The following is a 22,774-nucleotide window of genomic DNA, read 5'->3' as shown; positions in this document are numbered from 1 at the left end:
TCAGACCGCCCAGCACGCGCACCCGAGCGCGCCCCAGAATGCGCCCAGGTCGGAGGTCGGAGCATTGCCCGACCACGCGCGCGCGTGACTGTGGCCGTGCACCGAGCAGGCAGTGGAGCAACCACACGCCGCGGCGGCGACCTGTTGCAACGTGGATTCACCTTCGCTGCGCGAGCCGGCAGTGTCCTTCCACGCCGCGAAGCCGCCGAACCGGCGCACCGGCGACCAGTCGGGCATCGCGGGCGGCGGCGCGCTGTCGTCGAGAGGGCCGAATTCGCCCGCGCCGTACACCACGCGTCCGCCGACGATCGTCAGTTCCGATGTCGTCTGCGCAATCTCGTCCTCCGCGCAGGCGAAGAAGTCGCGGTCTGGCACGATCAGATCGGCGAACTGGCCGACCGCAATCTGGCCTTTTTTGCCCTGCTCGTTGGAGAACCAGGCGACCTTCTCGGTCCACATGCGCAGCGCCGTCTCGCGATCGAGGCAGTTGCGCCGCGGATAGAGACGCAGGCCGGCTACCGTCATGCCGGTCACCAGCCACGCAAGCGAGACCCAGGGGTTGTACGAAGCGACTCGTGTCGCGTCGGTACCGGCTGAAGTCTTCACGCCCTTTTCGAGCAGCTTCGCGACCGGCGGTGTGGCCTCCGCCGCTGACGCTCCATAACGCTCGACGAAGTACTCGCCCTGATAGGCCATACGGTGCTGCACAGCAACGCCGCCACCAAGCGCGGCGATACGGTCTATCGAACGTTCCGAGATCGTCTCCGCGTGATCGAAGAACCAGTTGATGCCGGTTAGTGGAATATCGCGGTTGACGTTCTCGAAGACATCGAGCGCCCGGCTGATCGTCTCGTCGTAGGTGGCGTGCAGGCGCCACGGCCAGCGGTTTTCGGCCAGCACGCGCACCACTTCCTCGAGTTCGCCCTCCATCTGGGGCGGCATGTCCGGACGCGGCTCGCGGAAGTCTTCGAAGTCGGCGGCGGAGTAGACAAGCATTTCTCCCGCGCCGTTGTGCCGGAAGTAATCGTCGCCCTGCTTGTATTTCGACGTCCTGGTCCAGTCGAGGAAGTCCTGCTTCTCCGCTTTGGGCTTTTGCGTAAAGAGGTTGTAGGCGAGACGGATGGTCATCTGTCCTTCGTCAGCCAGCTTCTGGACGACCTCGTAGTCGTCCGGGTAGTTCTGAAAGCCGCCGCCTGCGTCGATGACGCCCGTGATGCCGAGCCGGTTCAGCTCGCGCATGAAGTGACGCGTCGAATTCAGTTGATAGTCGAACGGCAGCTTCGGCCCTCGCGCGAGCGTCGCGTAGAGAATCGACGCGTTGGGCTTCGCGAGCAACAACCCGGTCGGGGTGCCCTGGCTATCGCGCATGATCTGGCCGCCCGGCGGCTCGGGCGTGTCCTTCGTATAGCCGACGACGCGCAGCGCGGCCGCATTCAGCAACGCCCGGTCGTAAAGGTGAAGGATGAAGACCGGCGTATCCGGCGCAACGGCGTTCAGCTCCTCGATGGTCGGCAGTCGCTTCTCTACGAACTGCTGCTCGGTGAAGCCGCCAACCACACGCACCCACTGCGGTGGTGGCGTGACAGCAACCTGACGCCTGAGCATGTTCATTGCGTCGGCGAGCGAGCGCACGCCGTCCCAGCGCAGTTCCATGTTGAAGTTCAACCCGCCGCGTACGACGTGCGTGTGGTTATCGATGAGACCAGGCAGAACCAGCCGGCCCTTCAGGTCGATCACACGAGTCGTCGCGCCGGCAAGCGGCACAACCTCGGCATCGTCGCCGACGGCAACGAACTTGCCCTCCCGGATTGCAACGGCGCTCGCTATCGGCTTCGCGCGATCGAGCGCCGTGAAGCGGGCGTTGCGCAGTACGAGATCGGGAGTGGTGTGAGAGGTAGTCATGAACGGTTCTCCTCAGTGTCGGTCGTCTCGCGTCGTTCCTGCTCTGAAGCCTGGCGGCCCGGCAGCATGCCGAAGACGTGGCTCGTGCAATGAGCGTCGTGCCACGCGGACGACAGGGTGGTTCCTGACAGGAGGCGCTTCGCGACCGGTATCACCTGCTCGCCGCCGAGCATGCCGAGCAGGCCAAGCAGTGCGATGAGCGGTGGTGCCGGCGAGCGCACGTTGATCAGGCTATAGATGACGCCGACGAGGACGCCGGCTCCGAGGGAGAGCAGATAGACCTTCATGGGTGGGCTGACTTCGCTTCGTCGGAGTTGGGTCGGAAAGCGGACGGCGGCCCGCGCTTGCGTCGGGCCGAGGGCCGCAATTTTTATAGTGCGTGCGGTGCGTGTGGGGATCAGTGGCCTTCGCTGCCGCCGAACATCGTCTTCGCGTAGACCAGGCCGAGTCCATAGCCGCCGCCATGCTGGATCGCGGTGGCAACGGTCTGGTTGTAGGTCTCGCTGCGAGCCCAGTCGCGTTGCAACTCGAGCAGATACTGCAGTGAGGTCATCGGGCGCGCGCCTGCCTGGATCACGCGCTGCATCGCGCGCTCGTGCGCTTCGTCGGTGACGTCGCCGCTCGCGTCAGCGATCACGTACACTTCGAAACCCTGGTCGAGCGCAGACAGCGCCGGGCCGACGACGCACACGGTCGTCCACAGGCCCGCAATCACGATGCGCGACTTGCCGATGGCATTCACGCGGTCGGTGATGCGCGCGTCTTCCCAGGTGTTCATCGAAGTGCGGTCGATGAACTCCTCGCCGGGAAACACCGAACGGATCTCGTCGAAGATCGGACCGGAGAACGTCTTCGCAGCAACGGTTGTGACAATCGTCGAAACGGAGAACTCCTTCGCCGCCTTCGCCACTAGCGCTACGTTGTTGCGCAGCACGACCGGGTCGATCGACTTTGTCGCGAAGGCCATCTGCGACTGGTGGTCGATGAGGATCAGCGTGTGGTCGGAAGGGGACAAAAGCAACTTTCCGGGTTTGGCTTGAGCTTGGGGCATCATCGTCTCTCGATTGGAAGGAGTGGACACGCAGCGGCCCGCGACTCGTCGGGTCGCGGCAGCACGCCCGCAGGAGATCGGCGAGCCGGTCATCCATACGTACTGAGCATCGTTGGCTGTCGGGCGCGCAAACATGCTGCCGTGACGCAGGCGTGTCGCTTCCATTGAAGCGTTGCGAAGCGCCCTTAGGTCCGATCCGTCTGCACCGTGCTCAGTAGCGCTGATACTATTTGAGCGTTGCCAATCAAGAAATAGAATGAATGGAATTGAACCTATGCCAGATCTTTCATGAACACTCTTCCTGACCTTGAAGCGTGGGCAATTTTTGCCCGCGTTGCCGACGCCGGTTCGTTTGCGAAAGCCGCGGAAGCACTCGGTATGTCGCAACCCACCGTATCGAAAGCCATTGGCCGGCTGGAACAGCGGCTGGGAACGGCGCTGCTTTACAGGACTTCGCGGCGGCTTTCGCTCACACCTACCGGCGAGATGGCGCGCGAGCGCGCGATCCGCATCCTGAACGATGGCGAAGCCGTGGAAGCCGAGGCTTCCGCCCAGGCGCTCACGCCGCAGGGCATCGTGCGTGTTACGGCGCCCATGTCGTTCGGGCTCAAATATCTGGCTCCGCTGATCCCTGCGTTCCTTGACCGCTACCCGGACGTTGGCGTCGACCTCTCGCTCAGCGATCATCTGGTCGATGTGGTGGCCAGCGGGCTCGACGTGGCCATCCGCATCGCAGAACTGGAGGATTCCTCACTACGTGCGCGGCGGTTGTGCGCAGTGCGCCGGCCGCTGGTCGCTTCGCCCGCCTATCTCGACAATCACGGGCGCCCTGGTCATCCGCGAGAACTGGAACGGCATGCCTGCCTGATCTACACCAACCTGCCAACGCCGGACCTGTGGCGCTTCCGTCACGCGTCGGGGGAAGAGTGCGCGGTGCCGGTAAGCGGCAGGATCAGAAGCAACAATGCGGACGTGATTGGTCCCGCGCTTCTCGCCGGACGGGGCCTCGCGCTGCAGCCCGAGTTCATCGTCTGGGATGCCCTGAAACGTGGCGAACTGGAAGAGGTTCTGCCTGAATGGCGTATAGCGGACATTAACGTGAACCTCGTGACTCCACCGGGTATTCTGCGGCCGGCACGCGTGACGGTGTTGCTGGACTACCTGGCCGAATGCCTGTTGGTTGCGCCGTGGGCGGTGACCGGCACATGACGGCACGATCATCGTCGCAACGGAGTGCCACGACGTCGACCAACCGCCTGGAGGCTTGAGATGCCCGTATCTCTCGCCCAGCTCTGGCGGCGCTGGTGGCCCCGCGCGTTGGCGCCAATCGCACCAGCGGACGCCCTCGAGACCGTCAGCAGGCTTGGCGAAGCCGACACGACAGACTGGATGCCCTCCAGCCGCCCATCACCACCTTTCCGTCTCGATGCCTGCTTCGAGGCGCCTCACTACGTGCCGGGCTGGATGCTGGCAGACGGGTCGCGCGAGACTCCGCCGGTCGCATTGACGCCATTCGCGAATGATTTTGGGTATGTCCGCGCCGAAACCGCGATCGGTCAGGAGGCGACCCTCGCGGAGCATTACCGTCGCATTCTGCTGGCCGCGCCCTCATGGCGCCAGTGGCGTGCCGCCCACCGTGGCTGCTTCGATGTTGACCTCGTCATATGCATCGATGGCGAGCACGAACTGCGGCTCGAGATGTTCAATGGCGCGGCATGCGGCGCCGGCGAACTGCTTACCCTTTTGGCCGATGTCAACGCGCCGCCGGACACGCTCTACGACAATCTCGACCAGGGGTGGGCGCTGCGCATGGTCACCACGCCGGATGCGGTATTCACATTGGAATGGGATTGGGAGCGCCCGGCTGCAGACGATTGCCCGCGCGCACTCCGGTTCCCCCGCAGGGAACTGGCCGCGCAGGCAGGCGATGCGTTGGCACGGCTGCGGCACGTGCACGGAACGCTTGTGCGGGATCTCGGAGCCGATCTGTGGAACCAGCCGCCCGAGCCGGAACGTAAACCGAAGACCAGACGCTGAGGCGCAGTACGATAGGTCGGACCTGCCTATGTCGTGCAACCGGATTTCGTGTTTTCACCCTGATATGCAAAATCGCAATGACGGATACGTCTGATACGAGTCATGGATGAAGATGCAGACCCCAAGGGGGGGAAGTGCTCTGCCTCCCGGGCAATCGCCAGCCGTTAGGCTCCTGCCGACGGAGCTTTCCATGCCCAAGGAAGCGAAGCGCTTTGTCGACAATGGCTTTTTAGTGCGGCTCATTCGGGGACGACGTACCCAAGAAAGCAGGCGATTCGCTTCCACATTTCAACGGGATTTGAGTACATCGGGAAATGCCCCGACTGTGAAATGCACGCGAGAGTCACGCCCGATTTCTCCAGATGCGGAAGGTATGAGAGATGGACGTTTTGCTCGCCATACATGAACATCTTGCGACACGACAATCCGACGAACTTCGCTAGCAAGTCGCCGTGGTCGGATAGTTCGACCATCGACATGAAGATGCTTCGCACGGCTTCTGCGCGGACTTTGTGCTTGAGGCTCGCCGCGTGCAGCGAGCTTGAAAGATCGACGCCACCCCAGTTCCGGTCGATGAATTCCGTAAAGAACCGGTGAGGGTCATCGGAAGAATGGCTCACGATTTGCCGGCTCAGAAAACAATCCTCAGACGCGACGTTACCCTCGATGTTGACAAAGCTCAGCACACGACTGCCTTCTTCATGTGCGAGCAGCAACGATGTCAGACCACCCATTGAATGGCCGACCAGATGGAGTCGTTCGATATCAAAGCGGCTCAACACTGCGCGAGCGGTGTCAACAAGGAATGGCACAGATATCGCCGATAGTTCGCCACATTCGCTCTCGCCGCAGCCTGGCGCATCGTAGGCGATGAACGGTCGTCCATCAAACGCGGACAGTCTCGCGATGTCCGCGTAATCTTCTTTGGTGGAGCCGAATCCGTGGAGAAAGACAATCGGCTCGCCGACACCTTGCCTGTGCATAGACGAGATGCGCAAATCCACTCCTCGAACCCGCAGATCAAGCTTTTCTCTCTTTACGTCGACCATAGATGCTCTCCAAAAAAGCAAGGTGATGGCGCAACGGAGCACCCCGTGATGCCACATGTCTCAGCCGGGTATCATGAAGTCACGAGCTTAATAGGTAAAGTTTCGATTCCATATCTCTGTGATACGAATCTCCAGTCGTTCCCCATATACGGAAGTCGCGAGAATAGCCCTCGATAAAGGCAAGCAGATCCGGGTTGATCACATCGGCGTGAGTGGTGGGCACGCCGTGCGGGTAGCCGGGATAGACCGCAGCGTTGCGTTTTTGACGAGCTTGGTCGGCGGAGGAACGCCACCCCACAAGGACTCGGCCCCGCGATTGACGGCCGGGTGGGAGTAGAATTCGCGCTAGGAAACGTCATTCGCTAGTTGATTGGCTATTGTTAAAGCCCAGTTTTTGCGGCGCTTTATATTTTGTCTTGAGTACCATTTTTGGAATTTCGCCGTGGAAATTAAAGTCAACTTTCTCGATAAGCTACGTCTCGAAGCCAGGTTCGATGACTTCACGGTAGTGGCAGACCAGCCTATCCGTTATAAGGGCGACGGCTCGGCGCCTGGACCCTTCGATTATTTTCTGGCCTCATCGGCCTTGTGCGCAGCTTACTTCGTGAAGTTGTACTGCGTAACCCGCAATATTCCTACCGAAAATATCCGTCTGTCGCAGAATAATATTGTTGATCCGGAAAACCGGTACCAACAGATTTTCAAGATTCAGGTTGAGTTGCCGGCGGACATTTCTGACAAAGATCGCCAGGGTATTTTGCGTTCCATCGACCGTTGCACGGTCAAAAAAGTGGTACAAGCCGGACCCGAGTTTGTGATTGAAGAGGTGGAGAATCTGGATGCCGATGCCCAGGCGTTGCTGACGCTAAATCCCGATCCCGAGGCTCGCACCAATATTCCAGGCAAAGACCTGCCGTTGGAGCAAACCATCGCCAATATGTCGGGTATTTTGGCGGACTTGGGCATGAAGATTGAAATCGCTTCGTGGCGCAATATCATTCCCAATGTGTGGTCGCTGCATATCCGCGATGCACACTCGCCGATGTGTTTTACCAATGGCAAGGGATCGACCAAGGAAAGCGCGTTGGCGTCGGCGTTGGGAGAGTTTATCGAGCGCCTGAATTGCAACCATTTCTATGGCGGTGCGTTTTGGGGCGAAGACATCGCCAATGCGGAGTTTGTCCATTACCCGAACGAGCGCTGGTTCAAGCCCGGCCGTAAGGACGCACTGCCGGCTGAGATTCTAGATGCGTACTGCCTGGAGATTTACAACCCCGATGGCGAGTTGCGCGGCTCGCATCTGATCGACACCAACTCCGGCAACGTGCAGCGCGGTATCTGTTCGCTGCCGTTTGTGCGGCAGTCGGACGGCGAAGTGGTGTACTTTCCGTCCAACCTGATTGAAAACCTGTATGTCAGCAATGGCATGAGTGCCGGTAATACGCTGGCCGAAGCGCAGGTGCAATGTTTGTCCGAAATTTTCGAACGGGCGGTGAAGCGCGAAATTCTGGAAGGTGAAATCGCCTTGCCTGATGTGCCGAGCGAAGTGCTGGCGAAATACCCTCGCATTCTGGCGGGGATTCAGGGATTGGAAGAGCAGGGCTTTCCGGTGCTGGTCAAGGATGCGTCGCTGGGTGGTACCTATCCGGTAATGTGCGTCACTTTGATGAACCCGCGCACAGGCGGTGTCTTTGCTTCGTTCGGCGCGCACCCAAGCTTCGAGGTGGCGCTGGAACGGAGTCTGACGGAATTGCTGCAGGGGCGTAGCTTTGAAGGCCTGAACGATCTACCTCAGCCCACCTTCGTCAGTAACGCCGTGACCGAACCAAATAACTTCGTCGAGCACTTCATTGATTCCAGCGGCATAGTGTCGTGGCGCTTTTTCAGCGCCAAAGCGGATTTCGAGTTTGTCGAATGGGATTTTTCTGGCCAGGGCGGAAACTCCAACGCCGACGAAGCAAAAACCTTGTTCGGCATTCTCGAAGACATGGGCAAAGAATCTTACATGGCGGTGTATGACGAGCTGGGTGCCGTCGCCTGCCGGATTCTGGTGCCCGGTTATTCGGAAGTTTACCCGGTAGAAGATTTGATCTGGGATAACACAAACAAGGCGCTGTTGTTCCGCGCCGATATTTTGAATTTGCATCGACTGGACGATGCCGCCCTGGCGGCACTGCTCGATCGGTTGGAGAACAGTGAGCTGGACGAGCACTCCGATATTGCTACTTTGATCGGCATCGAATTTGACGAGAATACGGACTGGGGGCAGCTAACAGTTCTCGAGTTGAAGCTGCAGATTCATCTCGCCTTGCAGCAATTTGAGGCGGCGCAGGAACTGGTGGGCGCTTTCCTGCAGTACAACGACAACACGGTCGAGCGCGGATTGTTTTACCAGGCGTTGAATGTAGTGCTGGAGGTGCTGCTCGATGACGACCTCGAACTGGACGACTACGTGGTCAACTTCCGCCGGATGTTTGGCAACGCCCGGATGGACGCGGTAATGGGGGCAGTGGACGGCAGCGTGCGCTTCTTCGGATTGACGCCAACGAGTATGAAACTGGAGGGTCTCGATAGGCACCACCGACTGATCGACAGCTACAGAAAATTGCATAAGGCACGGGCCAATGTGGCAGCCACAACCAGTTAGGGGCGCGGGTCATGGCTGGATGCGATCATGCTGTTCATACATGGAGTAGCGGGCGCGGATCTTATAGGACTTGTCTTGCGCGTTGGCGTTCAGCAGTAGCGGGTGGGTTAGCTTCACGGAGTTCTCCTCGGGGAACAACGGCCATGAATTTAGCCCGCAATTTACCCGCAAACTGGCGGAAGCAGGTTGATTCCTTTGAATGAGATCGGGCAGACCGTCATGCACCGGATGCACAACCGGAGCGAATGCAAAAAGCCTTAGCCATTCGCTATAACCCTGCACCAGAAAACCTCCTGAACGCTCCATGTATTGCTGGCGGCAGGTTGCATAGACATTCCGTAGTGCAAACCATGGCACATGCGGCAGGTCGTGATGCACCAGATGATAGTTGTTATTCAGAAACAGCAGACGCCAGAACCACGCAGCTTCGTTGAGCACGGTGCGGTGCTCGACAGCCTCGGCTGCACGATGCTCGTAGAACGAGCGGATCGAACTCAACGACAGCGCGCCGTAGCCGATGCCGAGCATAAACAGCCACACAGGTATTCCGCAGGCTGTGTGCAGCCACCACGCAAGGCCACCGAGTGACGCGCCATGCGCAAGCCACAACGGAACCTCGCGCCAGTCGCCACGACCGACCTTGCGCATCGCGTCGATGGTCGTCGCAGCAATCGCGAAGGCCGGCCCTACCAGCAGGCGCCCAACAAAAGTATTGCGTAACATTAGCAGCGCGCGTGTCGCGGTGCCTGCACGTCGCCACGTTTCGCCGGTGACGAAGTAGCTTTCCGGGTCGTGCTCGGGCCGTGTCAAATGCACGTCGTCGTGATGGCGCAGATGCGAATTGCGGTAGATGCCATACGGGAACCACACAGCGAGCGGAGCGAAACCGAGAAGGCCATTGACGAGGCGCGAGCGGGTAGGGTGGCCGTGTAGCAGTTCATGCTGCAGCGACATGTACCAGGCGCTCAGCAGCGCCAGCAGACCGGCGGTGAGCGGCAGTCCCAGGCTGCGCGCGTGCGTCGCGACGCCGAACCATCCTCCGTAAATCGTGACGATCAACACCCAGGTCGGCCATTCTGTGCGCCATGTCCAGCTCGCGCTCATGCGCGTCAGGGCGTCGCGTTGCTTGTCGTCGAGGTAAATCGCCATCGGCAGAGTACGGGTCGGACCGGATCGGGATGCAGGGAGCGTCAGCAGACGCGTTAAAACCGATCGTACGGGGACCTGCGCCGGTGACGAACCAATTTGTTGCGCAAAGCATCTGCAAAAAAGCGCTTAGGGCGGTAGGGCGGCTGTCGGGGCCCGCTATCAGCGCACCGCGTTACCAGTTAATATCAGAGCACGAACGTTAAAATATTCGAGTTCTGATACTTTCCAAACCTCTGATACCCATGCACAAACCGGCCACCACACACGATCGACCTGATATACCCCGCATCGGCGAGGGCAAGCGCGGTGAGGAGGGGTATATCGGCTACCTGCTGCGTCAGGCGGGGGGCGCCCACCGGTTACGCATGGAGCGGGCGCTCGCCGACCTCGGCGTGACGCCGCCGCAGCTCACGGTGCTGACGATGCTGGTGGCGTACCCCGGGCTGTCAAATGCGGATGTTGCCCGCCTTGCCATGCTCACACCGCAAACCGTCAGCGTGATCGTCGCGAACCTGCTGCGCAGTGGCGCGATCGCCCGGCGGCCTCATGCGGTTCACGGCCGCATCCAGCATATCGATGTCACCGAGGCCGGCAAGGCGCTGCTCAAGCAATGCCGCTCACGCGTGAAAGCGATCGAGCAGCAGATTCTCGCGGGCTTCAGCGCCGATGAGGAGCGTGTGATTCGCCGCTGGCTGGTGAGCGTTGCTGTTGAGGGCGGCTCGAACGTGGCCGAGTGAACGTGGCTGATGAGCGCGGCTTGCGCGTGACTGACCAGGTGGCCGTCAGCCTCGCGGCAGCCAACCGCCCAGCAGCCGACTGCGCACTAATGTGCGTCGGCCAGATGGCACTCATGATCGAGCAACCCCTCTGCCGTGCCCGTGCCGTTGTCCACATCCAGTCCGCTATTGAGCACGAGCCAGCCGTCCTGATCGGCGGAAGGCCCCGCGCCGGTGACGAGGATCGTCTGCGTCGCCATCGACTGCGAGTCCGGGTGATCACGCGCAACGATGCGGAACGGGTCGTTGTCCTGCGACAGACTGGTGACGCGCATGATCCGGTAGCGAACGCCGTCTATCGTCTCCCAGTGCCACTGGCCAGGTTGATCGCGGCGGTAAGGCGCCAACGCGTCGATGATATCCGTCCGCATGCAATCCATATGAATATGCAATTGCTGTTGCGATCGGCGGAACTCCGAATTGATTTCCAGTCCGAACTGATCGGCGGCGAGCGGCTTCTTGAGCGATGCCTCCACGGTATTGCGTGAACTCCAGCCGTCGGCCCAGTAGTCCGGCGCATCGGGCGCCACGATGCTCGGGCTTTCGATGCCGGTGACACGCTCAGTCGGAATCAGCAGATGCTGGCTGCGTCCGCTGATGTCTTTCAGAATCGCGTAGTGGTCGGCCAGATCCACGCTCGTGCATTGGCCGGGATGACCGCTGGCGCGCGCTTCGGGCACGCATTGTCCGCCGACGATTTTCCATAGCGCGTCAGGATCGGCCGCAGCAAGCTCGGCGCAACTGCTTGCTACGACGGCGACAGCCACCAGAGCGGCTGCCTTGGCCATCACGAGAGATGCGCGGCCGCTGAATCTGCTTCCGGTCCTTACCACGCGAGCTGACTCGCGCAAGCGGCCGTCAGCGGCCGCTGAAACTTTCCGCGCGCGCATCAAAGGGTCGGCGCCGGTAGCGCGCCGAGCAACTGCTCGAACGCCACGCCGATAGCCAGCAGCCGCCGGTCGCTTCCAAGCGGTCCGTCCAGTGCGAGACCGACCGGCAGACCTTCAGCGGTCAAGCCTGCAGCCAGCGACAGGCCCGGAATGCCTGCGTTGCTGGCAGGCTGAACATTGCGCAGATAAGCGTCCATTTCGTCGATGGGTACTCCGCCGTTGATCGACACGGCCGACGAACCTGCGAGGTCATCGATCGGCACCGCGGCGAGGCGGGTGGTTGGGAACAACAGCGCATCGAGCTGTTGCGTGGCGAAGGTCTGGGCATACAGTTGCTGAAGCTGCGGCCGCCACATGGTCAGGGCATCCTGATACTCATGGGCGAGCGGGTCGGCAAGCACCGCATCGTAGATGTCGCGTACATCCGGACTGGCAATGCGTGCCGCCAGCTCGGCCAGCGTTTTGACCGGCGCATCGTTGGCGACGAGCCATGCCGGCACATCCAGATGAGCTTCGTGAATCGCCACCGCCGAGCTGACCTTGCTGCTCAGTGGCAACAACTCGTCCATCTCGACCGGCACCAGCGTCACACCTGCCGCCTCGAGCCGCGTCAGCGCGTCCCGCACGACGTCTTCCAGGGCGTACTCCAGGCCGTCCCATAGCGGCGCCGGCAAGCCGATGCGCAGACCGCTCAGCGCAACCTCAGGCAACGGCCCGGCGCCGGTCACGATGCCGTCCAGCAGCGCAATGTCGGCGACGTCGCGCGCCATAGGCCCGACGGTGTCGCGTGTATGGCAGATCGGCACCACGGCGTCCGGATCGTGATAGCGGCGCTCTGCGCCTCCGTCGCCTACCGATGGACGAAGGCCCGCAGTACCGGTTAGCGCTGCAGGAATGCGGACGGACCCGCTCGTATCGGTGCCGAGTCCGGCTGGTACGATGCGCGCCGCAATGGCAGCGGCGGTGCCGCCCGAGGAGCCGCCCGGAATCAGGCCCGGATCGTAAGGGTTGCGAACGTGACCGGCATGCGGCGCGAAGTTCGTACTGGTGATGCCGCACGCCAGTTCGTGCATGTTGGCCTTGCCGAGCACGATTGCGCCCGCGTCGAGCAGGCGCTGCACGGTGGGCGCGTTCGCGCGCGGCACGAAGTTCTCCAGCGCGGGCGTGCCGGCCGAAGTGACAAGCCCTTCCGTATTGATGTTGTCTTTGACAACGATTGGCAGACCCGCAAGCGGCAATGCCGAGCGCGCTTCAGGTGTCATGGCGTCGATCCGCCTGGCCGCATCGAGTGCGCCCTCCATGTTGAGCGCAGTGAGGGCGTTGAGGGTCGAAAGCGCCGCAGCGCGAGCGAGTAGTGTGGCGATATAGTCCGTGGCTTTCAGCCGGCCGGTCTGGATCGCAGTCACCGCTTGCGTTGCCGTTAGGGCCAACTGTTCGTCGACGGTCCATGTCATGCGTGAGATCTCCTCGAATGACGCCTATTCTGTCACAGCCATTCCAGGCGCGTCATCGAGCAGACCGGCGTAAGCCGTTCTGTTCAGGTCAAACCCAACCGGTACACCAGCTCCCACTGGTGCGTGTCACGTGTTGGTCATTGATGGTTGTCGATCCACATACGTCCCCAACGATACGCGTAGGCCACCGCGTGTTCTTCGTCGAAGAAATAATCGAGCGCATCGAACGAATGCGCCCGGCTCGGATCTGCAGTGGTTTTGCCGATGGTCAGATTCGCGGCGAACAGCCCGTTGGGCAACTGTTGCGCGACCGGAGCGACCTCGTAACCTTTGTATTGGATAGCTTGTCGATTCATGATTTTGGCGATGATTCTGCCCATGTGCGTTGCAAGGGAAGCCAGACGCATAGTGTCGACCGGAGGGTCGGCGGGCAGGAACAAGCGTAGGCGCGGTAGCCTCGCCAGTGAACCAATCATTCGTCGCAAGCAAATTACGCTCGACCTGGAACTGTCTTCGCAATTTCGGATGAGGCGACCCCGGATGCGTCGAGACCACTATCCGGTGCGTCGCGCTGCCTGTCTGTTACTTGGCACACGCAGCGTAGGGGTGCTTTTTAGGGTTGATTCAGGCGTGCTGCGGCTTTGGCGGCGTATGCCGATGCAGGTAGCGGCGCCGTTTGACGGGCTGCGTGGCACCGGGGCGCCGCGTACCTTCGCCTGCCAGTTAGCTGGCGAGCGTGAACACCTTGGCCGTGCGGCCTTCGGGCGCCGCGCCGCGAGGCACCGACGTGTGCTGCGTGCTGAACGCGAGGGCAAACTGTGCGGCCTGCTGGCCGACTGTAGCAAGCTGGTCGACCACTTTCGGGTCGGAGCAGGTATCGACGGTTTCGAAGCGCGTCTCGAGCGTATTGATACCGGCGCCGAACGGCGTGGGCCAGCCGCGCAAGGCGTGCACGATCGAGCGCAGCGACGTCAGTACCGAACCGGCGGCCTGCCAGCCATAGGCCGTGACCACGCAGCCCACCGCACGGCCGTCGAGGTAAGGACGCTCGTCGCCACGCAGTTCTTCGAGCGTATCGAGCGCATTCTTCACGAGGCCGGAGACGCCGCCGTGATAGCCGGGGGTGGCGATGATCAGCGCGTCGGCTTCGCGCACGGCTTCGATCAGCTCGAGCTGGGCGTCGGTGCGTTGCGGATCTTCAGGGGCGTAGTGCGGCAGGCTATGCAGGAACGTGCCGCCGAACAGCCGGGTACGTGCACCGGCTGCTTCGGCGCCGCGCAGTGCAAAACCGAGGGCACGCTCGGTCGACGATGCCGCACGTGTGGTGCCGCCGATGCCGATGACGAGCGGCCGGCGTTGGTGATCGAAACTGGTCAAAGAAATGCTCCTTCGGTAGCGGCTGCCGGGGGCGCGGCGCAGGGCTGCGCGCAAACTCGCCCGGCAAACGGGACTTGGCCCGCGGGACTTAAACCGCCATCTTAGTGATCGATACTAGCAGCACGAAGCGACTTTTCGTTCTAACGATATACGCCGGGAGGGTTATCGACGCAGGGCTGCCGTGAAATGCACCTGAAGCGGGCATGGATAAGCAAAGCGAAAACGCTTCGTTGGCTGTGGGCTGGGGGCGCCGCTATGATTGGCCCGTCTCCTCCATGACTAACTCCTTGACATGGGTCTCGGCCCCGCTATCGCGAGATGACGGGGCCATTTTTTTGCCACGGTGCAATCCGGTCGCTTTGCGCAAAGCGGGCGAGACGTTTGTGCACGTCCTGTATGACCTTGACGGGGGTCTCCTGCAACTGCTGGTCGTGCAGCGCCAGCAACCGTTCCAGTGCATGCGCTTCGGCGTCTTCCAGGTGCCAGACATCTGCCCCGGTGGCCCGCGCCGCACTGCGCTCGAGTGCCTGCTCCGCATGCGTATAGAGCATGGCGTCAGCCGTGCCGAAACCCGCTTCCTGCAGATACCAGGCCACATACAGGACATGAATCAGTTCGCTCAGCAGATGGCCGTTTCCCGAGCCGGCACGCAACGCTTCCAGTGCGAGATGGCTGCGTAACGACCGTTCTCGGATCGATTGGACTGTAAGCGGCAGCAGCATGGCTTTCGCTGCCGATTTCCCTCTGGAACCTCGCAGGGCCGGATGTTTTCTTTTATTCATCTTGGGTAAAACTCACAGACTTGCTGGATTTTGAGTCGCGATTTTATATGCGCTCGCTCTCATATTGATTTAATTTTTTGATTTTTAAAAGTCAGCTTGAAAATAATCGTGAGGAGATCCCGAGTCCTTGCGGCAATGACGGGTAATCATCAGTTCGATTTAACTATTTGGAATCATGCATTCCGGGTCGAAAATATTCGAATCGCTTGCGGCGTGTGCTTCCGGGCCGTCCGATAGGGTGAGGCAGGTGTGCTGTGTCAACGTGCTGACATAATCGCTCGAATAATAAGGACGGTTTCGCATGCGGCATGCATTTTTATGGAACTCCAGAATACGGCGCTCCGCCGCGCTGGCTTGAATGGCCTTAAACCTGTTGCGCGCCGGCAACCCACCCATAAAATCAGGGCGAATTCCTGTAGAGATTCGATCCGTTGTCACATCGATCTGGTACATGGGAAGGGACAACCCTCGTAGGAGACCGATGTGAGCATCCGAACTACCGACGTACGCCCCGCGATTGCTGCGAAACACCCGTTCGAGAGTTGCTTCATGGACCTTGGAAGCCATTCGGCCGACAAGGCGCTAATCGCACTGACCGACGCTGTGCATGCCGAACAGCGCGATATGAATGCCTACGACTGGATCACCCAGGCGCTACCCGGCGCGACGCTCAAGCCGGCCCACGCAATCGGCACGGTGGGCGAGTTGTACCGTTCCTTTACCCGGCCCGCGGAATTTGGCCGGTTGAAGGACATCTGGCGCTTGTGAGGAGCGCGAGCAGAGGAGGATAACGGGTTCGGTCAACGGCTCGATTTCGACAGCCGGTGGCCGAGTCCCAGATTGGTCGCGATCTGCCAGGCGTAGACCCGCGAGTACTGCACCCCGAAGCGCGCGGCGATCAACTCGCGCAAGCGCACGTTGGTCCATGCATCGCTCGGAAAGCCGTGCTCGCGCGCGGAGCCGCGCAGCGCGGCGGCGACCCACTCGAGCGCCGCGGCGTCGAGCGCGGACGACCGGCCACCGACGCTCATCTTCTTCAACGCGTCGAGGCCGCCGCTCTCCAGCATGGCCTTATAGCGTTTGACGGTGGCGGTAGACAGATGAAGGGCATCGGCCACTGCGCTGACCGAAGAACCCGCCATCAGCATCTGGCCCGCGCTCATGCGCCGGACAACAGTGGGAAGCTCTTCGGTTCGGGATGGCATAGATTGACCGTCCGTCAAAGTCCGGGCGCATAGGCAATGCGAGCGTTCCATCTGGAAAACCATGCCCAGCCGTTGTCATTGAACCCAGAAACGGCCGCGCAGGGGCGGATAGCATTACTAATAAATGATTTTTTATTGAATGTGTTGGAATGGGATAAAAATAATTGCGGTCGTGATTTTTCCATTTTTCCTATGAAGAGGTGGGTGGGGAATTGGCGGTTCAGTCGGATTGAAACAATCCTCCTGATTATTTCTGATTTCGATATCACCTTAATGGTGCTTGATGTTCGGCAAGACGTTTGCTAGCATCCAGTAACACTTTTACATGGTCTGCAGAATGTCGCAGAAACTCAATCCACACCGGGCTCACCGTCTGTCTGCCACGTCTCGTTGAGAAACGTTGTGCGGCGCTTCATCACCGCATTCTCTTATTTTAATGCGCGACTGATGGAAGAACATGAGATATCGCGGTTTTATCTATTCTTCCCATCGCGAATTTCGGTTTCACCGTCATTCTCTGACAGAAAACATCAGTTGTTTTGAGATTCGATATAAACAGATTTATCCGTTTGGCCATCGCTTGACTCCTGAGCGACTGCGGAGTCGGAAATGGCAATTCGCGCTTAAGCGCAGGCGCGGGCGGAGCGCCGTATAGCGGTTTGTCTGCCGGAATGCCGGGTCAGTGCAACGTTTCAATGAGTTAGGAGAGCATAGTGAACCTGTTTATTTCGCGTGATGGCGGCGAGCCTGCCTTGCGGGTGCGGCGCATGGTCCTGATGGGCTCCGCGCTGGCGGCGCTGGCCGGTGCCCCCGTGGTGCTCGCCCAGGCGCCTACGTCCGGGAGCAACGCGCCGGCGCAGGCGCAACCCGAGATGCAGCAGCAGGCCGTCGATGCGCTGAACAAGCTCGGCAACTACTTGCGCACCCTGAAGAGCTTCCGTATCGAGGCCGATAGCGTGACGGACGCCGTGCTGACAACGGGCCAAAACGTCGGCTTCCTGCATCGCACGGAGATGTCGGTGCAGCGTCCGGACAAGGTCAGGGTCGTGGTCACAGGGAGCCGCGCGCCGAAGGGCCTGATCTACGACGGTCACACGTTCGTGCTGTTCAACGACACCCATCACTACTACAGCCGGGTGCCGGCGCCACCCACCATTCGCGAACTCATTGCCGACGCCGACGACAAGTACGGCGTCCAGCTTCCGCTCGTCGACCTGTTCTACTGGGGCGAGCAGTCGGACGACGAAAAGTCGCTGACGAGCGCGCTGTTTATCGGCCTCGACAAGGTCGACGGCAAATGGTGCAACCACTATGCCTATCAACAGCCGGGCCTCGACTGGGAGCTCTGGATCCAGACCGGCGCGCGGCCATTGCCGTGCCGGTTTGTCGTGACGGATACGACCCAGCCATCGCGGCCGCAGCATGCGGTCAACTATCAGTGGACGTTGAACCCCACCTTCGAAGCGGGCACCTTCACGTTCCATCCGAGCCTTGGCGCGAGGGAGATTCCGATGCGGCCGCCAACCACGACGGGTGACGACCAACAGGGAGACGCGCAATGAAACCACTGACGCGATTGACCGGTATTGCGCTCGCCGTGATGTTTTCGGCAACCTCAACCTCGACGTTTGCCTTTGGTTTTCGTGGTGGCGCGCGGACCAGCATTCATGGCGGTGGTGGCGGTGGTTTCCATGGAGGCGGTGGCGGTGGCGGTGGCGGATTTCAGGGCGGTGGTGGAGGAGGTGGGGGCGGCTTTCATGGTGGCGGTAATTTCGGGGGGGCGCAGGGCGGTGGTCCGTCTCATGGTGGCGGCGGTCAATCTGCGCACGGAGGCGGTGGCGGCAGCAACGGCGGAGGGGGCGGCCAGAACTCGCACGGCGTTGGCAGCAGCGAACACAGCGGCGGCGGTGGCAGCAGCCACAACGGCGGTGGCAGTGACCACAACGGCGGCGGTAGCGATCACAACGGTGGCAGCGACCACAACGGCGGTAGCGACCACAATGGTGGTAGCGACCACAACGGCGGCAGCGATCACCACGACGACGGACACCACGACGACGACCACCACGACGACGACCACGATCATCACGACGATGACTACGATCACCATCATCACGACGACGGCTGGTACGTCGACCCGGTGGCGGTCGGCGTGGCAGTGGGCGTGACGACGGCAGTCGTAGTCGGAACGACCGTCGCGGCTTTACCGCCGAGCTGCAATAGCGTGATGGTCGGCGGTGTGTTGTATCAGCAGTGCGGGCCGAACTGGTATCAGCCGCAATACGTGGGCCCGACGGTGAAATACGTGGTGGTCACGCCGCCCCGGTAAACGCTGAACCCGCGCGCCGGCCAGGTCCAGGCCGCGCGCTGCAGCGGTGCCCGCTCACGCTCGCTGTCTTTATAGGGACTGTAGATGCAAATCGACTTCGAGGCGAGGATCGCCCAGTTGCTTTTGCGGGCAGCGCGGCACAGGAAACTGGTTCCGTACGGCGCGTTCCATGCTATTTTCCCCGCGGATTACGCGCTAAACAGGCGCTATGCCGCCCTGGAGCGCACGGCTGCATCCATCTGCGATTTGCAGCTTGCCGATTACGCATCGCTCCTCTGCACTGACTCGGGTTTGCCGGGCCCGGACTTCTACGCCCGCTTCAAGCGTCTGCACGCCGAGCGTTATTACACGGTGCTCGGCGCAGACCGCACCCGCAAACTCAAACTCGTGGAAAAGCAGCGCTTTGCCCGTGAAGCGCGCGAAGAGGTCTACCGGCATGCCCGAGCCGCCAAAGAGGAATTGCCCGCGGACGCGCAAGAGGCGCTCGAGGCCGCTGCCGCTGCGCGTTCCGCGGCACGCCCAGTCCGCAATGCGGTGCTAGGCGTCGCGCTCGTCACGAGTGGATTGCTCGGTGCTCCGGCGGCCGATGCACAGGAGTTCTCACTGTTCGGTGGGGGTTCCCGCGCCGGCAGCACCAATACCTACACATGGGCCTTCAATTACCAGGAAGGTCTCGGACAATACTTTGCAGCCAGCTTTAGCTGGCTGAACGAAGGCCATATTCCCGACCATCATCGTGACGGCCAGCTGGTTCAGCTCTGGGGCCGCATTCCCGTCGGCAATCCTAAGTTCGTTCTGCAGGCGGGTATCGGCCCGTATCGCTATTTCGACACGACCACCGCCGATCAGGGCGGCAGCTATTCCGACACCCACGGCTGGGGCGTGGTCTATAGCGTGCGTGCAGCATATTACGCATCGAGTCGCTGGATTACGCAGCTGCAGCTCAATCGCGTGCATGTACAGCGTGGTCCGGATGCGACCAGCGTTATGTTCGGCGTAGGCTATCAGCTCGACGCACCGGATACGCCAGGCCCGCGAGACTGGGCAGCCGGCAGCAGCACTAACGTGACCAATAACGAGGTGGCTGTGTATCTGGGCAAGACTATCGTCAACTCGACCAGCTCGCCGTCTGCGCTGGGCGGCGCCATCGAGTACCGGCGCGGTCTTGCCAGATATCTCGATGTGACGCTCGGCTATCTGCATGAAGGCAGCAGCAAACTGGCGCGCCGGGATGGCATTACGAGTCAGCTCTGGGCAACCCGTGCGTTCTTTAACGACAAGGTGACGCTCGGCGTGGGCGCCGGCGCCTACTACGCGATCAACGAAAACGAGAACAGCGAATCACCGGGACCAGGAGCTGGCAAATTCTCCGGTCTCGTCACCATTGCAGGTTCCTATCGTTTCACCAGAAGCTGGGATGCGCGGCTTGAATGGAACCGGGTGGTGACCCGATACAACCGCGATTCTGATGTGATATTTGCCGGTGCGGGCTATCGGTTCTGACGGCCGGTTGAAACGCGAGCCGAACCGGCAACGAGGGCGGCGCAGGTTGCGCAGGCGTATTGCTGAAGGAGGTACTCCATGGCCCATACAGGTTCCGTCATCGTCGCGTTGTGCCTGGCTGTGGGTAGTCTGGTTACGACGAGCGCCTACGCGGATGACGAGGCCGTCGCTGACCGCATCCAGTCGGCCGGCCGCGGCGCACACCTCGGACGTGATCTGTGCGGCTTCACGGCCGCGCAAATCGCGACCTACAAGGCGAATCTGAAGCGCTCGCTTTCCTCGCCGCCCAGCTTCGACACGCAATGGGACTACGGATGGCAGCGGGCGACCCCCACCTTGCTCCAATACCAGTCGCTGAAAGTGGGTGACCCGCAGGACTACGAATCGCGGGTGCACCTCGTTTGCGCGACGCTGCACAGAATCGGCAAGCGGGTTACGAAGGCGCCTGACAACAGCAGCCAGACGAAGCCTTAGGTGTCCCGCAAAGCGATACAGCGCTCAGGCCGCCAGGCGGCGAATGCCTTACTTCACCTGTTCGACCTGACCGCGAATCTCGCCGCCGGGGTTCTTCGCGGTATGGACGTTGAAGTACCAGTTGCCGGCCAGCAGATCGCTTTCCTGCGCAGCGCTCAGCGTGGCGTCGCCTTCAATCGGACTGGCCAGTTTGTCCATCGGGATCGGAACCGCCACCGGCGCGTTCTTTCCGACCGGTGCCGGGCCGTGGAAATGCGCCATGCTGGCGGGCCCGGTGAGGTCCGCGTAGGTGACCTTGTAATGCAACACCTTCGACGCGGTGTCGTAGGTTGCCGTCAATTCGCCGTGTCCGTCGCTGGTTTTGGGCGGCACTTCGGAGGAGGCGAGCAGGTGGGCTTGCAGGTTGAGCGTGTCGGCAACGGCGAGCGCAGGTGCGGCGAGACTCAGAGACAACACCAGTGCGGTAAGCGTTCGATTCATTTTCATGGACGTCTCTTGAAATGGACAGGATGTAACCTCCGACGCCGCGTGGCCTTGCGGCCATGCGGTGCGTCACCGGTTACTCCATTGAACGCTCGCTGTTTCCGGCTTATTCCCTGCCGCAACGATATTTTTTTGCCGGGTTCAGTTAGCCGCCAGCATCGAGATGCCCGCATCGCCGAACAGCGTCTGCACGTCGTTATCGGAGATACGTTTGGCCAGTGCAGGCAGGTCGGTCCCTTCGGGCTTGCCGATCAGCGCGTAGCTGAGATCGGCGTGCCGCCAGGTCACGACGTTCATGCTCTCAACGCGTCGTTCTGCGATCGTGGTGTCAGGCTTGCCTTCCTTCATGACGCATAGCGCGATGGGCGCGCCCTGCTGCGGCAGATAGACGATCTGCACCAGGGGTTTGTCTTTAAAGCGCAACCGTTGCACTCGCTTGAAGGTCAGGCCCGCCTGACTCAGATCCGGAATCCGTACGTTCAGACCGTCCTGATGCTGGATTTCGTCGACGGTTTGCGCCGTGAGTTCGGCATTGACCGGCACCTGTGCCACGGTCTCGCGCGAATAGAGCTGCTGATATCCCGCTGCAGCGGCGACCCAGCCTGGCTCTTCGGGATTGGCTGCCGCGAGCGTCGCAGTGGGACTGCTGTTCGGGGTCGCGCCAAAACCCGGCAGGAAGCGCGTTCCAATGCCGTAGCAGACTACGCCCGCAACAAAGGCGACCGCGAGCCACTGCGGCGCGATACGCAGGCGCGAGCGGATGGGCGCCGAAGGTGCCGTAAAGGCGTCGCGCGTGACGGCGGCGTCGTTGGCGCCCGGCGTGGCGGTGCGTTGTGCATGGGCGCGCGCCATCGCGGCAACGGCTTCGGTCAGGCTGTCCGGCACCGGCGGCAGCTTTTGCTGGGCGAACGCTTGCGCATACGGCAACTGCGACGCGCGTAACTGCGCGACGAGTTCGGCGGTATCAGGCGACACAGCGATCTCCTTTTCGATCTCCTGGCATTCTTCTGCAGACAGCTCGCCGTCCACATATGCCATCAACAAAACAGAGTCCATTTTCATGAGACCGGGTCCTTACTCGCAACTGTGACTTTTGTTTTTTGATTGTCCCGAACCCCGAACAGCGTGCCGATGGTCTGGCGCGCGCGCGACAAGCGGCTCATGACGGTGCCGATCGGGACCTCGAGCACCTCCGCCGCTTCACTATAACTAAGCCCTTCGACGGCGACCAGCAGCATGACGACGCGCTGCGCTTCCGGCAACTGTCCGACCGCATTGACAATCTGGTTATTGATCGCGTTTTCCTCCGGCGTGCGCGCCGCCGGATCGGCGACGGTTTCAAGCATGTCGTCGTCCCACTCCGTGCTGGAGCGGTTACGCCGGCTGCGGGCGCGCAACTCGTCGATCCAGGTGGAGTGCACGATGGCGAACATCCAGCTGAGGGTTGAGGTGCCGGGCTGTAACTGGTGGGCGCGTTCGAGCCCGCGCAGGCAGGCGCGCTGCACCAGGTCTTCGGCATCGTGCCGGTCGCCTGAAATGCGTAACGCGAACGACCACAGGCGCGGCAGCAACTCCGGTAGCTGGCTGGGTAAGTCTGAGCCGGTCATCGACAGGTTCCTTGCTAGGTGTTCGGTGTCTTTGGACGGATGGCTGGATTTTAACGACA

Annotated in this window: 24 protein-coding genes; 9 read left to right on the top strand and 15 right to left on the bottom strand. The window is 61.2% G+C overall.

From position 1 onward, the window contains the following. From P3T17_RS30360 to P3T17_RS30350, 3 genes are all read right to left on the bottom strand, one after another. Complete coding sequence (locus P3T17_RS30360) at positions 1-1,902, bottom strand: amidohydrolase (protein ID WP_429410234.1); 1,902 nt, start codon at positions 1,900-1,902, stop codon at positions 1-3. Continuing rightward, positions 1,899-2,189 carry a XapX domain-containing protein gene (locus tag P3T17_RS30355; RefSeq protein ID WP_429410232.1) on the bottom strand — a complete coding sequence of 97 codons (291 nt, stop codon included), beginning with the start codon at positions 2,187-2,189 and terminating at the stop codon, positions 1,899-1,901. Before P3T17_RS30355 ends, P3T17_RS30360 begins: the two co-directional genes overlap by 4 nt. 110 nt (positions 2,190-2,299) lie before the next feature. Further along, entirely contained in the window at positions 2,300-2,953 is a 654-nt protein-coding gene (locus P3T17_RS30350; RefSeq protein WP_429410381.1) for a hydrolase, read from the bottom strand. 288 nt (positions 2,954-3,241) lie between these two features. Between P3T17_RS30350 and P3T17_RS30345 the strand changes: the two genes are divergently transcribed. Together P3T17_RS30345 and P3T17_RS30340 are read left to right on the top strand one after the other, a co-directional pair. Then, positions 3,242-4,162, top strand: a complete 921-nt coding sequence (locus P3T17_RS30345) for a LysR family transcriptional regulator (protein WP_074268784.1) — start codon at positions 3,242-3,244, stop codon at positions 4,160-4,162. Between the two features lie 60 nt (positions 4,163-4,222). Further along, positions 4,223-4,990: a hypothetical protein gene (locus P3T17_RS30340; protein WP_429410230.1), complete on the top strand. Its 768-nt coding sequence runs from the start codon at positions 4,223-4,225 to the stop codon at positions 4,988-4,990. A gap of 239 nt (positions 4,991-5,229) precedes the next feature. Here the strand turns inward: P3T17_RS30340 and P3T17_RS30335 are convergent, their stop codons facing one another. Further along, on the bottom strand, positions 5,230-6,039 hold the full coding sequence (locus tag P3T17_RS30335; protein WP_429410228.1) for an alpha/beta fold hydrolase: 810 nt from the start codon (positions 6,037-6,039) through the stop codon (positions 5,230-5,232). Between the two features lie 442 nt (positions 6,040-6,481). Here P3T17_RS30335 and P3T17_RS30330 point away from each other — a divergent pair, with 442 nt between their 5' ends. Further along, positions 6,482-8,686, top strand: coding sequence for an OsmC domain/YcaO domain-containing protein (locus P3T17_RS30330; protein ID WP_429410226.1), 2,205 nt, complete (start codon positions 6,482-6,484; stop codon positions 8,684-8,686). A 9-nt stretch (positions 8,687-8,695) separates the two neighbouring features. Here the strand turns inward: P3T17_RS30330 and P3T17_RS30325 are convergent, their stop codons facing one another. Continuing rightward, positions 8,696-9,835, bottom strand: coding sequence for a fatty acid desaturase (locus P3T17_RS30325; RefSeq protein WP_429410224.1), 1,140 nt, complete (start codon positions 9,833-9,835; stop codon positions 8,696-8,698). 242 nt (positions 9,836-10,077) lie between these two features. Here P3T17_RS30325 and P3T17_RS30320 point away from each other — a divergent pair, with 242 nt between their 5' ends. Continuing rightward, on the top strand, positions 10,078-10,572 hold the full coding sequence (locus tag P3T17_RS30320; RefSeq protein ID WP_429410222.1) for a MarR family winged helix-turn-helix transcriptional regulator: 495 nt from the start codon (positions 10,078-10,080) through the stop codon (positions 10,570-10,572). A gap of 86 nt (positions 10,573-10,658) precedes the next feature. On the opposite strand, the gene P3T17_RS30315 is transcribed toward P3T17_RS30320, so the two are convergent. The 6 genes from P3T17_RS30315 to P3T17_RS30290 all read right to left on the bottom strand — a co-directional run bounded on the left by P3T17_RS30315 (position 10,659) and on the right by P3T17_RS30290 (position 15,567). Next, on the bottom strand, positions 10,659-11,399 hold the full coding sequence (locus P3T17_RS30315) for a CDP-diacylglycerol diphosphatase (protein ID WP_074268778.1): 741 nt from the start codon (positions 11,397-11,399) through the stop codon (positions 10,659-10,661). 101 nt (positions 11,400-11,500) lie between these two features. Beyond that, complete coding sequence (gene iaaH, locus P3T17_RS30310; protein WP_429410220.1) at positions 11,501-12,955, bottom strand: indoleacetamide hydrolase; 1,455 nt, start codon at positions 12,953-12,955, stop codon at positions 11,501-11,503. Positions 12,956-13,092: 137 nt separating this feature from the next. Continuing rightward, the gene (locus P3T17_RS30305; RefSeq protein WP_074269490.1) at positions 13,093-13,311 is read right to left on the bottom strand and encodes a transcriptional regulator; all 219 of its coding nucleotides are present in this window, start codon (positions 13,309-13,311) and stop codon (positions 13,093-13,095) included. Positions 13,312-13,678: 367 nt separating this feature from the next. Next, entirely contained in the window at positions 13,679-14,332 is a 654-nt protein-coding gene (locus P3T17_RS30300) for an NADPH-dependent FMN reductase (protein ID WP_074268776.1), read from the bottom strand. A 308-nt stretch (positions 14,333-14,640) separates the two neighbouring features. Then, complete coding sequence (locus tag P3T17_RS30295) at positions 14,641-15,054, bottom strand: hypothetical protein (protein WP_429410218.1); 414 nt, start codon at positions 15,052-15,054, stop codon at positions 14,641-14,643. 219 nt (positions 15,055-15,273) lie between these two features. After that, positions 15,274-15,567, bottom strand: coding sequence for a hypothetical protein (locus P3T17_RS30290; protein ID WP_429410216.1), 294 nt, complete (start codon positions 15,565-15,567; stop codon positions 15,274-15,276). Between the two features lie 30 nt (positions 15,568-15,597). Here P3T17_RS30290 and P3T17_RS30285 point away from each other — a divergent pair, with 30 nt between their 5' ends. Continuing rightward, a complete protein-coding gene (locus tag P3T17_RS30285; RefSeq protein ID WP_429410214.1) occupies positions 15,598-15,882 on the top strand; it encodes a hypothetical protein in 285 nt (94 codons plus the stop codon). Positions 15,883-15,914: 32 nt separating this feature from the next. Here P3T17_RS30285 and P3T17_RS30280 read toward each other — a convergent pair whose 3' ends face one another. Next, positions 15,915-16,319, bottom strand: coding sequence for a helix-turn-helix domain-containing protein (locus P3T17_RS30280; protein WP_074268773.1), 405 nt, complete (start codon positions 16,317-16,319; stop codon positions 15,915-15,917). A gap of 713 nt (positions 16,320-17,032) precedes the next feature. Here P3T17_RS30280 and P3T17_RS30275 point away from each other — a divergent pair. The 4 genes from P3T17_RS30275 to P3T17_RS30260 all read left to right on the top strand — a co-directional run bounded on the left by P3T17_RS30275 (position 17,033) and on the right by P3T17_RS30260 (position 20,625). Continuing rightward, positions 17,033-17,881 (top strand): DUF2092 domain-containing protein, encoded by an 849-nt coding sequence (locus P3T17_RS30275; protein WP_429410212.1) that lies wholly within the window; start codon positions 17,033-17,035, stop codon positions 17,879-17,881. Further along, positions 17,878-18,648, top strand: a complete 771-nt coding sequence (locus P3T17_RS30270) for a hypothetical protein (protein WP_429410210.1) — start codon at positions 17,878-17,880, stop codon at positions 18,646-18,648. The genes P3T17_RS30275 and P3T17_RS30270 overlap by 4 nt, the downstream gene beginning before the upstream one ends. Before the next feature lie 534 nt (positions 18,649-19,182). Next, a complete protein-coding gene (locus P3T17_RS30265; RefSeq protein WP_429410379.1) occupies positions 19,183-20,151 on the top strand; it encodes a hypothetical protein in 969 nt (322 codons plus the stop codon). A 78-nt stretch (positions 20,152-20,229) separates the two neighbouring features. Further along, on the top strand, positions 20,230-20,625 hold the full coding sequence (locus P3T17_RS30260) for a hypothetical protein (protein ID WP_074268771.1): 396 nt from the start codon (positions 20,230-20,232) through the stop codon (positions 20,623-20,625). Positions 20,626-20,673: 48 nt separating this feature from the next. Here the strand turns inward: P3T17_RS30260 and P3T17_RS30255 are convergent, their stop codons facing one another. From P3T17_RS30255 to P3T17_RS30245, 3 genes are all read right to left on the bottom strand, one after another. Next, positions 20,674-21,111 (bottom strand): CHRD domain-containing protein, encoded by a 438-nt coding sequence (locus P3T17_RS30255; protein WP_429410208.1) that lies wholly within the window; start codon positions 21,109-21,111, stop codon positions 20,674-20,676. A 138-nt stretch (positions 21,112-21,249) separates the two neighbouring features. Next, positions 21,250-22,170, bottom strand: a complete 921-nt coding sequence (locus P3T17_RS30250; RefSeq protein ID WP_074268769.1) for an anti-sigma factor — start codon at positions 22,168-22,170, stop codon at positions 21,250-21,252. Continuing rightward, positions 22,167-22,715: an RNA polymerase sigma factor gene (locus P3T17_RS30245; RefSeq protein ID WP_074268768.1), complete on the bottom strand. Its 549-nt coding sequence runs from the start codon at positions 22,713-22,715 to the stop codon at positions 22,167-22,169. The genes P3T17_RS30250 and P3T17_RS30245 overlap by 4 nt, the downstream gene beginning before the upstream one ends. Positions 22,716-22,774 lie beyond the last annotated feature (59 nt).

Source organism: Paraburkholderia sp. GAS82 (assembly GCF_050436285.1).
Classification (GTDB): domain Bacteria; phylum Pseudomonadota; class Gammaproteobacteria; order Burkholderiales; family Burkholderiaceae; genus Paraburkholderia; species Paraburkholderia phenazinium_B.
This window is presented reverse-complemented; position numbering and strand designations above follow the sequence as displayed.